General features: G+C 39.5%; 13 protein-coding genes. 1 reads left to right on the top strand and 12 read right to left on the bottom strand.

Annotated elements, in window-relative coordinates; genetic code table 11:
* Positions 1 to 3: 3 nt before the first annotated feature.
* Positions 4 to 1,524: a sulfatase-like hydrolase/transferase gene (locus AB4128_RS14335; protein ID WP_372038106.1), complete on the bottom strand. Its 1,521-nt coding sequence runs from the start codon at positions 1,522 to 1,524 to the stop codon at positions 4 to 6.
* Positions 1,525 to 1,678: 154 nt separating this feature from the next.
* Positions 1,679 to 3,217, bottom strand: coding sequence for a family 16 glycosylhydrolase (locus tag AB4128_RS14330; RefSeq protein ID WP_200913367.1), 1,539 nt, complete (start codon positions 3,215 to 3,217; stop codon positions 1,679 to 1,681).
* Between the two features lie 714 nt (positions 3,218 to 3,931).
* Between AB4128_RS14330 and rsgA the strand changes: the two genes are divergently transcribed.
* Positions 3,932 to 5,029, top strand: a complete 1,098-nt coding sequence (gene rsgA / locus AB4128_RS14325) for a ribosome small subunit-dependent GTPase A (protein ID WP_372038104.1) — start codon at positions 3,932 to 3,934, stop codon at positions 5,027 to 5,029.
* A 135-nt stretch (positions 5,030 to 5,164) separates the two neighbouring features.
* On the opposite strand, the gene AB4128_RS14320 is transcribed toward rsgA, so the two are convergent.
* The 10 genes from AB4128_RS14320 to AB4128_RS14275 form a co-directional block, all read right to left on the bottom strand.
* Complete coding sequence (locus tag AB4128_RS14320; protein WP_372038101.1) at positions 5,165 to 5,581, bottom strand: GNAT family N-acetyltransferase; 417 nt, start codon at positions 5,579 to 5,581, stop codon at positions 5,165 to 5,167.
* 136 nt (positions 5,582 to 5,717) lie between these two features.
* A complete protein-coding gene (locus AB4128_RS14315) occupies positions 5,718 to 7,631 on the bottom strand; it encodes a S9 family peptidase (protein ID WP_055024044.1) in 1,914 nt (637 codons plus the stop codon).
* Positions 7,632 to 7,744: 113 nt separating this feature from the next.
* Positions 7,745 to 8,182, bottom strand: coding sequence for a hypothetical protein (locus tag AB4128_RS14310; RefSeq protein WP_372038100.1), 438 nt, complete (start codon positions 8,180 to 8,182; stop codon positions 7,745 to 7,747).
* 9 nt (positions 8,183 to 8,191) lie between these two features.
* Complete coding sequence (locus AB4128_RS14305) at positions 8,192 to 8,401, bottom strand: hypothetical protein (protein WP_080915633.1); 210 nt, start codon at positions 8,399 to 8,401, stop codon at positions 8,192 to 8,194.
* Between the two features lie 511 nt (positions 8,402 to 8,912).
* Complete coding sequence (locus tag AB4128_RS14300; RefSeq protein ID WP_372038099.1) at positions 8,913 to 10,439, bottom strand: hypothetical protein; 1,527 nt, start codon at positions 10,437 to 10,439, stop codon at positions 8,913 to 8,915.
* Positions 10,436 to 11,197 (bottom strand): hypothetical protein, encoded by a 762-nt coding sequence (locus AB4128_RS14295; protein ID WP_372038098.1) that lies wholly within the window; start codon positions 11,195 to 11,197, stop codon positions 10,436 to 10,438. Before AB4128_RS14295 ends, AB4128_RS14300 begins: the two co-directional genes overlap by 4 nt.
* Entirely contained in the window at positions 11,191 to 12,159 is a 969-nt protein-coding gene (locus AB4128_RS14290; RefSeq protein WP_372038096.1) for a VWA domain-containing protein, read from the bottom strand. Before AB4128_RS14290 ends, AB4128_RS14295 begins: the two co-directional genes overlap by 7 nt.
* Entirely contained in the window at positions 12,159 to 13,154 is a 996-nt protein-coding gene (locus AB4128_RS14285; RefSeq protein WP_372038095.1) for a VWA domain-containing protein, read from the bottom strand. Before AB4128_RS14285 ends, AB4128_RS14290 begins: the two co-directional genes overlap by 1 nt.
* Positions 13,147 to 13,650 carry a DUF4381 domain-containing protein gene (locus AB4128_RS14280; RefSeq protein WP_372038094.1) on the bottom strand — a complete coding sequence of 168 codons (504 nt, stop codon included), beginning with the start codon at positions 13,648 to 13,650 and terminating at the stop codon, positions 13,147 to 13,149. The genes AB4128_RS14285 and AB4128_RS14280 overlap by 8 nt, the downstream gene beginning before the upstream one ends.
* The gene (locus AB4128_RS14275; RefSeq protein ID WP_372038093.1) at positions 13,647 to 14,576 is read right to left on the bottom strand and encodes a DUF58 domain-containing protein; all 930 of its coding nucleotides are present in this window, start codon (positions 14,574 to 14,576) and stop codon (positions 13,647 to 13,649) included. Before AB4128_RS14275 ends, AB4128_RS14280 begins: the two co-directional genes overlap by 4 nt.
* Positions 14,577 to 14,578: the final 2 nt, after the last annotated feature.

The following is a 14,578-nucleotide window of genomic DNA, read 5'->3' as shown; positions in this document are numbered from 1 at the left end:
TGTTTACAACATATCTTTCATATGTTGTTTAAATTTGGTGATAGCAGGATCATCGACTCTCACAAGCTCATCATGCATATACTTAACCATCTGTTTCAGTCGTTTTTTGTACTTAGGATCGTTAATTGAATTTGTCATTTCATAGGGATCGTTTTTTAAGTCGTATAACTCATCTCGACTATCCCCAGGGTTCCATACAAACTTCATCTCTGGTGTTCTAATCGCCCGAATACCAAACCAGCCGCCGTTGTACCATTCGTAAGCATACAAAGCGATATCGGCTTTGTTACTATCAGCGATATCACCTTGTTCCATAAGGGGAACTAATGAACGGCCATCGACGTCCCCATCATTAGGTAATGTCATCCAATCAGCCAACGTAGGCGCGATATCTAACATAGACACTTGGCGTTCAATGATTTTAGGTTCGACATTCGGATCACGAATAATAAGTGGCATTCTCATGAGTTCGTCATAAGCATATGGGCCTTTATCGTATAGGTTATGCTCGCCTAACATACTGCCTTGATCGCCAATAACGATAATGCGTAAATCATCATACATACCAACTTCTTTTGCGGTTTTAATTAACTCACCAACCGCATGATCTATCATGGCAATCGCGCCATAATAAAAGGTGCGTGACTTGCGCCAATCTTCATCGGTCATATGACTTACATCATGCCAAGGCCACCAAATATCATCTTGAGACATTGGTTTATTAACGCGTTCAACACCATGGTTTTTAGGAAGTTTTACGGTTTTAGGATCAAACATACTCGCGTAAGGTTCTGGCACACGGTATGGTGGATGAGGTTGTTCGAAACTGATAATGCCAAAAAATGGTTCATCTTTTTTAGCCGCTGCTTTAAGCATTTTTTGCCCTTCTCGGACTTCCTTACCTGCTTTGGTATCCTCAAAAGTGCCTGGCATTGTGCGGTAATATTCGTGCTTTTCACCATTAGCATCGCGTTCGCCACGTTTGAATTTAGCGATATTTTCTTTCGTTTCGTAAGGCGCCCATTGGCGACCATGACGCTCTACATCTTTATCATGACCATAAACAAACTCAGCCCCTCTTAACGCAGGGCCTTGTGCGCCAATATGCCATTTGCCAACATAGCCCACTTTATATCCGGCATCGACGGCACGTCTGATGACTCCACCTTCTTCGACATGCAGTTCGTCTAAACGAGAATGATATAGGCCAACGTTGTCATCAAGTCCCGTTTTATGTCCCCAGCGACCAGTAAACATCGCGGCTCTTGAAGGTGAACATAATCCCGTACTCGTCATCGCATTATCGAATCTGATGCCTTCGTGCGCTAATGCATCAATATTAGGGGTATTAACCGGGCCATCACGATAAGAGAATGTATCAAAGCGCATATCATCAAACATCAAAATCAACACGTCGGGCTGTTTCTCGCTATCCTTTGCGCTGACTTGTATCGGTAACACACTCAATGTCATGGCAGTGACACATGCAAGTGCTAGTGCTGTCGTTTTATTGTGAAATATCATAATCACTCTCTTGAGACCGCTCGATACATCAGACTTCAGTCAATCTCGTATATTACTGCGCCAACATACATTTTTATCTGCTATTAACGCGGTTTAAATCCATTAAAATTAGCCACATAACTAAATCATTATGTGGCTTTCCTTTTAGCTTAACTTATTGTTTAACGACTGAAATGTCGTCGATATAAAATAATGCAGACGCATCTTTAATCTGGCTTGGATCAACCGTGATTGTTAACTTAGCGTCATTGGCTACAGGCGCGTTAAGGCTTATATCTTGGCTTACTGTAATCCATTGTGCTTTGTGCGCATGGTCAATTTCGCTTAGATTGAATGGCGCTAAAACAAAGCCTGCATCATCACCATTTGCATTATTAACAGTCACGTTAAACTCACTAAGAGAGTTACTAGTATCAACCCAAAGACGCATTGAGAAACGATAATCACCTTTGTCTAATCTCACTGCTTTTTCAGGCGAACTAACCTTGATTAGCTCATCTGTAGCATCTTTGTCTGCGGCAATTTTAAGGCTGCGTAAACCAGTGATTCGCTGTTCTTTAGTGATGGTTGCATAGTTTGCTGAGTTAGCATCAATATCCCAAAACTTTTGATATTGATTATTTTCAGAATTTTCAGGTACCAATTTAAGCGGACGTTTGTTTTCTTGGAACAGTATAGGCCCTTCAAATCCGAAGAATGCACGGTCTAGAAGTTCTGGGTTAGGCTTTTGCCATACTCGCATATAGTCAACTTCAAAATCAGCTGGAAGCTCTTCTTTATTAGGCATCCCTAACCAAGCAAAAATTTCAGAATCCAACCAAATTTCAAGCGGGTTATTAAGCACCCAACGATCGCCTAGCTCTTTTTGAGTAAAGCGTTGCAGTAATTTTCCATCAAGATATAAGTTTAAGTAATCTTCGCCCCACTCTGCTGCGTAAATATGAAACTCGTCAGCAACGCGATATGGTAAATTTTCCTTGTGATGGAATACACGAGTTGGACGTTTTGCTGGTGGGCTCCAATCATGAACAGTTGACTTAGATTGATCAGGTTTGATATCGCCAATGATTTTCGGATTACCGATTTGTTCATAAATATCTAACTCAGACTGATAACCAATGGCCCAGAACGCACTGGTCATTGAAGCGTTAACCGCTTTGGAACGTATTTCCATGTAGCCATTTAAAAAGCGTTTATTACTGACAATGGCAGCGGTTGTTATTGGCATAGGATCGCCATTAGCCAATGAACCATATTTCGCATCGACTTTGCCGTCAGCGTAGTTTTCATTAGCAAACTCAAAATCAGGTTCCCACTGACTACGTAATTTTAAAAAGCCGTCTTCAACAATCACATTATGAGGAGCAAACTGAGACGGTGCTCGACCTTTCCAAATGTAGTAATCACCGTTTGCCCCTTGGACAAACCACTTTTCTTGGTCAATTTCAGTGCCATCAAATTCATCACTGATTTCAGTATTAAGCACCCAACCACCTGAATTGGTTGGATCAGAGAAAGGCAAAATTTGAGTAGATGTTTCTTGTTCTACTGTTGCGCTATTTACAACAGACTCAACCTCTGCATTAGCTTCTTTATTTTGGCAAGCCATCAAGCTTTGAGATATACAAAGTACTAATGCAGTTTTTTTAAACATCGATTTGACCAATAGTGGCTTGGCAACGATAGACTTCATTGAAGGACGTCCTTTTAATTCAACCTTAATCATCTGAATAAATTAAGGAAATACTAGCTAATAATCATTCCACAGTTGCAATCTGTTATTACTCACGATTTTGTTTACAGATTTGTGAAACTTGTTAAATTAACCACTATGTAAACATATGATGTTTGCATTTGCAATATCTATTTCGAGTCATTTTTATTCAATTTGTTAAAGCAGAATTAATCATTTTTTCAAAATCATAGCATTACAACGATAAAATATCCCATGCTCAAAGCATAAAGATAAGATATTGTAATTAAAGCTTTTATAAACTTAGATTTTGCTTAGAAGGATATGTTTTAAAAGATACTAAGCGTGAATTTATTGCCTAAAAACAAAGCATGTTCAGTTTTTTATCCTGGGTGGGGTTATGACATGTCAAATCACACTTGTGCTATTGTAGTGCAATTAATTAACACTGCTGAGCAAAATACCATCAACTCGTCAGTTTGACATTTTCAGGCTTCAATTAGGCTACAAATTAAGCCGTCGTACTGATAACGTGTAGTATATTTGCTGCTCGCCCTGTATCGCTTGTTAAATTAGCTACCATAGTCACAAGTCGTTAATTCGTAATCTGATAACATGCTATTTATCGCGAGTAATGACTCACGTAATAAGCAAAATTAAGCTGATGACTATACTTAACGTTACACCACATAAGACGCCTTATTAGGACATTAAATGAGTGAATCCCCTTCATTAATACAACTCGGTTGGCAGCCTTTTTTTCAACAACAATTATCGCTGGAAGAGATGGAATTAATTAGCGATGACAGCGCAGATGATAGGCTAATTATTGGCCGAGTTATTGAACAACACCGTAGTGGCGTGATCGTACTCACCCCAAGCGGTCAATGGGCAATGTCGCAAACGGCACATCAAGCCAGTGTCACTGATAGATTGTGTGTTGGAGACTGGGTGTTATGTGATCAACAGCATAAGTTTGTTCGATTACTTGAACGCAAATCAGTATTTCAACGAAAAGCGCCTGGAAGTAAGGTTGAGTCGCAGCTTATTTCAGCTAATGTCGACAGTTTGTTCATTGTCTGCTCATTAAATAATGACTTTAATCTAAGTCGAATTGAACGATATTTATCGCTGGCCAATGAGTCACAAGTCACGCCTATTGTTATATTAACTAAAGCAGATCAGTGTAACGATGTGGCAGATAAAACTCTGTTAGTTCAATCATTGAATCCTTTAATGATGGTGCATTCAGTCAATGCTCTTGATGAAACCGAAATATTACCGCTACTCGATTATTGTAAGCAAGGACAGACTATCGCTTTGTTAGGATCTTCTGGCGTAGGGAAATCAACCTTAGTCAACGGATTATTGGGAAGTTCAACTCAGCTCACTAGCGCAATACGAGAAGATGACAGTAAAGGTCGTCATACAACCACATCAAGAGCACTTAAATGGATGTCTCGAGGTGATCAAAGTGGTGGATTAATACTCGATACTCCGGGGATGCGTGAATTACAGCTAGGTGCGTGTGAGCAAGGCGTTAGTGAAACATTCAGTGAAATAACACAACTTGCATCGCAGTGTCGTTTTTCAGATTGCCAACATCAAGCGGAGCCAGGCTGTGCAATTCAAGCCGCGCTTGCTTCAGGTGAGTTAACTGAAAGACGACTTATTAGTTACCAAAAACTAATGCGAGAACAAGCATTAAACGGGGCAACATTAGCGCAAAAACGCGCTAAAGATAAAGCCTTAGGGAAAATGATCAATTCAGTACAGACAGCATCTCGCTCTCGTAAAAAAGGCGATTATTAACTCGCTCAATACTGATTTTTACTTAGGCCGTGTTTAATCAATAATTTACGGACCGATTATTGGCTTACCTAAACGAAAAATCAGTATTTTATCGACAAGTATCAATGCTTACTTGATACCTTTAACGCTGAGTAGTTAGCCGTAATGCTTAAAAAGAAAATATTGTGCAGGACTTTTACCAAATGCTGGTGCAGAACCAATGACTTCAAATCCATGTCGTTGGTAAAACCCTGCCGCTTGAAATGCTAAGGTATCTACTTGAGCAGCTAGGCAACCACGTTCAATAGCAGCTTTTTCTGCCAGTATCATTAATTTATGGCCTAATCCCTCGCTGCGCAAAGTCTCATCTACCCATAACACATTGATTAAAAATTTTTGATATATCGTTCTACCTGCAATACCAGCAATGATCTTGTCATTTCCATCTCGCATTACGATAGTTAATGGCTTTGATAGCTCACTTCCCATATTCATTATGTTAAACGCTCTTACCCCATCAACCAGTTGTTCGACAATATCTGGGGCTTCAGAATGAATGATCTCCGTGTTCAATTGACATCCTTACTCTATAAGTGTGAGTGACTTAATAATGATTTTAGCTTTAATTTATTAAAAAGTACCTTGTATAACAACTAATAAAAAAGCCATTTGATAATCAAATGGCTTTCTAATCACTTGCAACAATAGGCTATAAATACTGCTGTAAAAAGACTAAATATTTATTTGATGCACTAATACGGTTGTCTTTCTTACTAAAACCATGGCCTTCATCATCGAATACTAAGTAATCAACGTGTGTACCGCCAGCTCGAATAGATTCAACCATTTCATCACTCTCAATCTTCAACACTCTTGGATCATTTGCCCCCTGAACCACTAAAACAGGGCTTTTGACTTGATGACCAAAGAACACGGGTGAAATATTATGTAAGCGTTCTTTATCAGTGGCAGGATCGCCTAATTCATCATAAAGACTTTTTCTAAATGCTTCCCAGTAAGGCGGAATACTCTCTAAGGTTCTTACCCAATTAGTCACGCCGAAAATATTAATACCTACTTTAAACTCATCGGTAAACGCCATTGCCGCCATAGTAAGGTAGCCACCATAGCTCCCTCCCATAACGCCAATTTTGTCAGCATCGACCCAATTTAAGGTTTGTAAGTATTTTTTGTTGAAAACCACATCTTGTAAATCATCTTCACCGTGTCGTTTATCATCTAAATGAAAAAAGGTTTTACCATAACCACTTGAGCCACGGTTATTAATTTTGATAATGGCGTAACCATTATTAACCAAATGCTGAACGGTTGCAGAGTAGCCCTTGCGAGATTGACCGCCGGGCCCGCCATGAATATAGATTAACGCAGGTACCTTTTTAAACTCAGCTTGTTTGGGCTTATATAAAATTGCTGGTATCTCAAGTCCATCAAAGCTTTTAAACCTTACCACCTCACCAGTCACTAGGTTTTGCTCCAAAATAGCTGGATTACCAGAATTGGTCAGACGTTTTACAGATGAAGAACCAATGGTATGGCTGTATAAATTGGATGGTGAAGTATCAGAATTGATATAGAACACCATTGATTTAGAATCCTGTGAAAAGTTAACGCCACGTAAATCGCCGCTTGGAAGCTTAGGTAAGGACAGCTCTTTTTGCTCGACAAGATCAGTGATGGTTAATTGCGTTTGTGCGTCAGCATTAATCCCAGTAACTTGATATCGACCATCTTTTGAGAAATAACTAAAACTAACATCCCAATCCGCTTTGTAATTAACTTTATGAGAACCCGTTGCAATGTCATATGCCCACGCTTGCTTAAACTCACCAAATTCGTTAGTTGAATATAATAGTTGCTCGTTATCTTTAGTAAAGGTGTAAGCGGAATAAGAAACGTTACCTTGGTGCTCGGTAATTAAACGAGGTTTGGCCATCTTCAAGCGTAAATCAACGAGATACAGGTCAGTATTACTGTTTGAATGGTCTTTACTCAATACAATGAATCGGCCATTTGGACTCATGGTTTCAACGGTATAACCTAAATCGTTTTTGTACACTAAGTTACGGCTGTAGTCGTCAGTGTTGTATTGATAAATATCAAAGTATTTAGCATCACGTTCATTGGTCAACGCAAAGAAAGACTCATCATTTTCATGCCAGGATAACATCACGGCTTTGAGGCCCTCACCTGGAGTGAGATCAATTTGATTCCCTTCGACATCTTGTACAAACAAATGATCTAACTCATCCCCTCCTTTATCGGCACTAAACAAAAAACGATTGTCATTGGGAAACCAAGATTTTACAAATACTGACTCTTCTGTGGAAAATGTTAATTGAGTGATTTCAGAACCGTCAACAGGCACTTTGTAAGCATTAAATATCCCTGTTTTATCATTACTTACCAGTACTGCAGTGCCATCATGGTTGATAGAAGAGCCGAATACACTGGTGGTTTTATAAAAGTCCTCAGCAGTATAAGTTTTAAAAACACTTTGCGCTGGTGGGGATATTTGTGGGCTGACTTGCACTTGCTTATCAGCAGTCGAGCAGCCTGTAAGCATTAGCGTTATCACTGCACTACTAATCAATGTTTTCAGCATAATATGTCCTTATTTTGCTTGAAAAAGGGTTAACTTACTAACGTAACGACTCTGAACGTTAATATACTGTTAGTTAACCTAGCACTGAGTTACTGCTATAGCGAATATTTTACTTATTTCTGATTTTTTAGGACTCGTTGAATTTGTTGTTTCTCTTGTTTTGACAGGGCTTGATAATCTCTTGGGTAAGGCCAGCCGTAACCCCAACGATAGGTAGTTGGAAAATATGGACTGCCACCAACTCTCACACCTGCAAGCATAAGGCTAGCTATATGCGGTTGGCCAAGGTTAGCGACGCATTGCTTTAAGCGTTGATCTGATTCAAGGCGTTCCTTGGCCGTACCGCCCTGCCAATAATCAAAATCATGTGCAGTACAACATGCAAGCCATAATTGATTGTCGGCCAAAGTGCCATCGGGGAAAACACTACAACCATCAGAGGTAAAAGGCACGATATCATCCGCATGAGCATAATTTACGAGGGGTTGAGCGATAAAAATAGAACTTACCAACAGGTAAACCCAAGCTCGATAATGGTGTTGTCTAAACATATAACGGCCTTACAATATCATTAAAAACTGTGCAGCTGAACTGTTCGCTAAAGAATTAACATAAAAATCAGCATAAGAATCAGCATTTGAATCAAGAACGAGTTGGGCCGTTTGCTCTGGAATATGGAATTCAATTAGCGCTGCAATGACAAAAAACACTAAAAACGTCACTGCCAATGCTGCAAAAATAACCACAATAAATCGTAAAACGCTAGACATACATTCTCAGTTAACATCATGTTTCATACTGTACTGTCAAAACTAAACGACAATAAGCATCAATTAAAAGTAAGTGTTTCACTAACACCAATCAAACTCACCAATCAAACTCACCAATCAAACTCACCAATCAAACTCACCAATCAGGCCAATTAATCACGCCAATCATGACTGAAGATAATGCATCATTGTCGGTGAGATGAGACAGCCTAAAAACTCAATATATCACAGTTAATGAATCAGTTGAGCGTTGCAGTTAGTCGGTTATTTAGGCCAAAGACTGTTCGTATGGATTGATATTCACAACTTTTAATAGCACTGACAATGATAGAGATACTTAACATTCAGAATAAGTGAAAAAGTGTAGCTTGACTTTTGGTTCAAAAATATTGATTACAGAATGGATACCTCATTAAAAAACGCGTATAAAAACAAGCGCCACTTACCTTACTTGCCCCGAGCACTTACCTATAACTTTAAATAATCAGATAACCCGCTACTGCTATTGTGATTAATTTAATTTTATTGCACTAGCAGAAATATCGCCACTTCCCTTACTCTGGTTATATTTTAGCAATACCGTCAACTGTAATAAGGTATTAAACTGTTCATCTGTTAGCGGTGCAGCAGTATCTATTGAGTATGTTTGAGTTAATAACCGCTCTAGCAGTGAATATTTTTCACTGTCAGATTTGTAAAACTGTTTGAGACTCAGAATAATGTCATTATTTAAATGACTATTATCTAGGCCTCTTTCATTTGAGTGATGATGATTTAACAATGAAACTGCTGAACCAATTTTTGATAATTGCGCATCTTGATATTCAATATAGCGGTACAACAATTGACACACTTTAGCGTAATTTCCTTGCTCATATTCCTGTCGTAAGCTTACTTGTAATTGCTTAATTTCATACTGAGATAAAGATAAATATAACGCCTTAAGATTAGTGCGATACGGGGCAAGTCGCGTTAGCACGTAAATCAGAATGAATAGGCTGACAATCACTAAACTATATTTACTCAACCACGCTTTAAATGATGAAGCTGTGCCATCACTGCTCGCGCTTATAGCGCCACCTTTGACGACCCAAGTTACTGAAGGCACAGTGAGTTCTGTTACCTCATTTTGTTGTAAGTTATACCAATACAAAACTTGCTTAGGCGTAGTAAACTCACCCGCTTGTTCAAATATATAACTCGTCGTTTGCGACGTTATGCCAGTTAATTCACCTCGATTAGATTGATCACTGAGTTTACTGGGTTGCTGGTAAACACTTAACCCACTCAATTGTGTTTGTGCTAATACTGGTAACATCATTGCTGGGACACCTTTTGCAGTGATAGAAACCGTTTGGGTAACTGCATCCCCGACATTAAACGTTCTCGCTACGTCTGTTATATCGAGTACTTCATTACCGATATCATGCTTTACAGACAGTGTGACAGAAGGTGAAACAATTAAGTTATCTTCAATCTCAGTTGTAAAACCTACACCTGTATCCAGTTCTGTAACCACTTTTGGCATACTTGCTTCAATTTGAAAGTCGTCAGTTTTAAATACGCCTTCAACAATGCCATATTCTGTATTAACCGATGCAAATACATCAAAAGCTGGCAGCTCATAAACGCCCTCTTGCATGGGATATAAGATTATTTCTCGAATAATGTATGTCCATGTTTGTCCATTAATCTTTTTTGTTCCAGTAATCGATGAACTCGAAGTAGGTAAAAAGACAATATCTTTATAAGCAGGAGGCGTTACCTGAACACCTTTTGAAAACCAGCGATCGCTGGACACTTCAACTTGAACAATAATAGGTTGTTTAACGACAAAAGGCGCTTTACTTTGAACACGAATCTCGATGCTTAGTTGGTTCTTATCTATCAAGGACTCAAGTGTGATACTTGAGTCTGCAGATTCAACAGCTTGGCTAAGTTTAGCCACGCTCAAGCTAAAAAGGACTAAAACTTGCAAAACTAAGAGTTTAAAAGGCAATATCCGCCTTGTAAAAACATCGCAGAGAAAAGACATCATTGACTCTCCTCATTGGTGGTTAACGGTCGCGAGTTTAGCGATGTTGGGGTAGTTTGCATTTGAAATTTATTAGCTAGGAACCGCGCAGGATCTTTTTGAACTTGTCTCAACCACATTTCATTTAACTTAGGGTCAAGCAACAACTGACTTGCGTCATAATGCTCAGCTACCTTTAACACCATTTCTTTTTTCTTAGCACCATCACCAGTTTGCGGATCGTCACCTAGCTCTTGTGGCGAGTCTCCTGCTTCACCCTGCTGGCTTTCAGCTATGCGATTCACTTCATCAATAATGCCTTGAACAAGGGCTAAATTATGCTTCGCTTGCTCATTATTTGGTGCAGTTTGTAATACTTGTTGATAGGTATTTTTAGCTGCTACATATCGCCTTGCGTGCGCTAATGCATTGGCACGAGCAATTTGATCTATTTCATCTTCAAACTGGTCATATAAAATAGCTGATTGATCAAATTCTTCTGCGCCATACAAACTGAATGCTTGCCAGCGTACAAGACTAAAATGATTACTCGCTTGCTGGTAATACCCCATATTAAACAGCAACATTCCTTGTTGATCTCGAGTTAGCCATAAATCAGCAAAAGATTGAGGTTTTAAAATAGCGAATAAAGCGCCAATAATGATAATAAAAACCATTATTCGAGTGCGCCACTTTGTATACCATGCAGATACTTTCGACAACGAACTCACAATCACCATGGTGAGTTCATTTACGATAAATTTGATCGACGAATTTACCATTGCAGTGTCCACCCTCGTCTAAACCAGAGTAAATATAGTGCTGCAATGATATACACCAACCAATAACCAGCATCTAACCAAGGCCGGCTTTCATCTTCACTAATAACGAGATTGTTATTTATATAGCCATTTACCTTTTCGATATCTTGTTTATCGTCAGTCAGTATAACTATCCGTCCACCAGCCTTATCTGTAAGGGTTTCTAATCGCTCTTGCTGCATTGGAATAATGGTTGAGCCAGATTCAAGCGAGCTTGCATTATCACGCCCTATCGCCCAAACCACTAACTGATGTTGTGCCTTAGAAAAATAGGTGTCAAAAGCGCTAAATGCATTATCACTGGTGCCATCGGTAATGAATAAAATGGTTCCAGGGGTTTGAGTTGTTTCAAGTAATCCGTTGGCAATCGGTAAAACAGTCTGTGGTTGCTTCCCTGAATTAGGCATTATCTTAAAACTCAGTGAATCTAAAAACTGCTTTATCATCTTGCTGTCATTAGTTATCGGCATTACTGTATGTGCCGAGCCAGTGTAAGCAATCAGTGCTGTGTTGGCATCACCGCGAATAGCCAATAACTCAATTACTTTCTGTTTCGCACGTGTTAAGCGTGTAGGTAATACATCCGTTTGCTCCATCGTCTCAGATAAATCTAACGCAATAATCAGCGCTGACTTATCTTCTGTAAATGGGCTTGGTTGCTGTTTCCATGTTGGCCCCACTAAAACCAATACACTGATAATGCCTAAAACTATGGTCAAATTTAAAGGTGAAATAACCCGTTGATTATCCCCATTGACTGTCAATGTCTGTAAAATTTTAGCTGACATATGCTCATGCCAATTCACTAAATTATCCTGACGGTACTTTAAACGATAAACAATATATGCCAGCGGTAATAAGGCTAATAGCCACCAAGGTCGGAGTAAATGAAAGTGCTGTAATTGGATTAACCATTGCTCCATTAGTTAACCCCTTTTTTCACATTAGGGAAACGCAAGGTGACGATTAACAACGACACTAGATACAAACCTAAAAACAGTGCAATGGGAATATAATGAATACTGGTTTTTGGCCTAAAGGTTTGCGACTCGAATAATTCTGGTTCTAAGTCATTAATCGCTTCATAAACATTTTCAAGCGCTTGTGTATCAATAGCTTGATAACTTTGCCCGCCTGTTATTGAGGCAATGTTTTCTAGTACAGCTATATCAACTTTTTCTTCACCAACAGCGATAGGATCGCCAATGGCAATGGTGTAAATTTTGATGTTAGAGGCCGCAGCAACCTTTGCAGCTTCAATAGGGGGGACTTTCGAAGCGGTATCATTTCCGTCGGTAAGCACAATAAGCACTCTATTTTGTGTCTCATGGCTGTTAAACACGCTAATGGATAACCCAATGGCATCTCCAAAAGCGGTACTTTGTCCAGCCATCCCAACTTGCGTGTCATTCAACAGTGTTAACCATGTATCTAAATCATTGGTAAATGGCGCTTGAAGGTATGGCGCATCGCCAAAAAGAATCAACCCTAACCTGTCACTGTCGCGCTGACTGACAAACTTACGTAAAACCTGTTTTACTGCCGTTAATCTATCAACCTTGTTAGACTGATTTTCTGGCAATACAAAATCTTCTACCGCCATAGAACCAGATAGATCTACTGCAATCATTAAGTCTCTAGCCGACTTTTGCTGGGTGACGGGTGTACCGATAACTTCAGGTTTGGCCATCGCGACAACAATGCATAGCCAAGCAAGTATTAACAGCAATTTTTGAATATGCTTTCTTGACAGTATTACCGCCCCTTTTTGCGGTTTCTCACCTGTAATATCAACTAACTGTTCGAAGTACGGCACTTGAATAGAGCTGCGCTTTTCTTTATAAGCAGGCGCAATAAAATACATAATGACTGGGGCAAGCAGCAAAACAAAACATAGTGGGTAAGCAAACTCAATCATACTCACCTCGATGTTGTTCTATCCAAATTCGTATCTGGTTAATTAACTTCGTCATCTGTGCAGTATTCACTTCTAAAGCAGAATCATAAGCTAACTCATGTAATGTAAAGCCGATATCTTCAAACTTGGCTTGAGGACACTGCTTACTCAACCACTGTGTCCATTCATCAGCAGATAATGTTGCAATTTCGGTGCGCTTATAACCGCCTAAAGCGGTTTTACGAACAAGATTCGGTAATTGACGATAGATAGGTTGAGCAGATAATTGTTCAAAGGGAGGTAATAAGTTTAACCATGCTATCGCATCACGACGATACTGATTATGCTGGTATAAACGCCAAGCAAAATACAGTCTACGACAAACAAGCGTAAGGCCGATTAGTGCAACAACCTGCCAGCCAATAGTTTGTGGCCACCAGCTAATGGCATTGGGCGCATCTGTTTCAATTAAGTCTTTTACAATACTACTGCCCCAGGTATCACCAAATTGCGTCATTCACCACCTCGGCGAAACGCATTGATCAACTGCGTGCTAACAGGGTCAATGGTATTAATGGTCAATAAGGGTACGCGATATTTACGGGCGGTTTGCGCATATAAAGTCAATTTTGACTCTATTTGTTGTTGATATTGCTGCTGAGTTTTGCCTAAAGCATCAAATTGAATTTGAAGTTTTCCATCACTGACGACCATTTGCGCCATACTCGGTAATTTTTGCTCTAACGCATCAATAATGTTGCAGGCAATCACTTCATTATGACGTCTAATATTCTTCATTAAATGCGTTGTTTTATCGTTCCAACCATTACCATCACCAATATAAATAATTAACGAGTCGTGACCACAAACTTGTGCAGTTTTATGCCAGCTTTGATTCAGGCTGTCACTTGCATGAGTGCTATTGTTGCTCGCACCTAATTGATGATTTTGTTTTACTATCGATTTGAAGATTTGCGCAAGATGCTGACCGCCTCTTTTGGCAGGAATAACCGACGCAGAATCATCATTAAATACCAACGCGCCAATTCGATCGCCAGCCCCAACAATGCGCCAACCAATCAGTGCTGCTAACTCGGCACAAATTACTGATTTCATTTTGCCTTTACTTCCAAAAAACATCGCAGCACGTTGATCGACAATCAAATATACGTTGCGTTCTCGCTCTTCGGTATAGACTTTGATATGGGGTTTACCCGTGCGTTTAGTGACTTTCCAATCCATGCAGCGGATATCATCACCTGGACGATAATGCCGGAGTTCTTCAAAATTTAATCCACGACCACGTAACTTAGATGAATAGCGGCCATTTAAGACACTGTTCACTGCTTGGCGTGGAGAAAAGTTAACCCCTACAGCTTGGTATTGCAGCTTTCTAAGTTGCTCAATAGAAACATAAATATCACTGTCAGATTTATCCATCATAA

The sequence above is a fragment of the Shewanella sp. 10N.286.52.A9 genome, from assembly GCF_041468985.1.
Taxonomy (GTDB): Bacteria; Pseudomonadota; Gammaproteobacteria; order Enterobacterales; family Shewanellaceae; genus Shewanella; species Shewanella japonica.
This window is presented reverse-complemented; position numbering and strand designations above follow the sequence as displayed.

Excerpts from the sequence above, each read along its gene's own strand:
- AB4128_RS14275 (WP_372038093.1), bottom strand. The coding sequence starts at position 14,576 with ATGATGGATAAATCTGACAGTGATATTTATGTTTCTATTGAGCAACTT.
- AB4128_RS14300 (WP_372038099.1), bottom strand. The coding sequence starts at position 10,439 with ATGATGTCTTTTCTCTGCGATGTTTTTACAAGGCGGATATTGCCTTTT.
- AB4128_RS14330 (WP_200913367.1), bottom strand. The coding sequence starts at position 3,217 with ATGAAGTCTATCGTTGCCAAGCCACTATTGGTCAAATCGATGTTTAAA.
- AB4128_RS14305 (WP_080915633.1), bottom strand. The coding sequence starts at position 8,401 with ATGTCTAGCGTTTTACGATTTATTGTGGTTATTTTTGCAGCATTGGCA.
- AB4128_RS14335 (WP_372038106.1), bottom strand. The coding sequence starts at position 1,524 with ATGATATTTCACAATAAAACGACAGCACTAGCACTTGCATGTGTCACT.
- AB4128_RS14280 (WP_372038094.1), bottom strand. The coding sequence starts at position 13,650 with ATGACGCAATTTGGTGATACCTGGGGCAGTAGTATTGTAAAAGACTTA.
- rsgA (WP_372038104.1), top strand. The coding sequence starts at position 3,932 with ATGAGTGAATCCCCTTCATTAATACAACTCGGTTGGCAGCCTTTTTTT.
- AB4128_RS14290 (WP_372038096.1), bottom strand. The coding sequence starts at position 12,159 with ATGGAGCAATGGTTAATCCAATTACAGCACTTTCATTTACTCCGACCT.
- AB4128_RS14310 (WP_372038100.1), bottom strand. The coding sequence starts at position 8,182 with ATGTTTAGACAACACCATTATCGAGCTTGGGTTTACCTGTTGGTAAGT.
- AB4128_RS14315 (WP_055024044.1), bottom strand. The coding sequence starts at position 7,631 with ATGCTGAAAACATTGATTAGTAGTGCAGTGATAACGCTAATGCTTACA.
- AB4128_RS14295 (WP_372038098.1), bottom strand. The coding sequence starts at position 11,197 with ATGGTAAATTCGTCGATCAAATTTATCGTAAATGAACTCACCATGGTG.
- AB4128_RS14285 (WP_372038095.1), bottom strand. The coding sequence starts at position 13,154 with ATGATTGAGTTTGCTTACCCACTATGTTTTGTTTTGCTGCTTGCCCCA.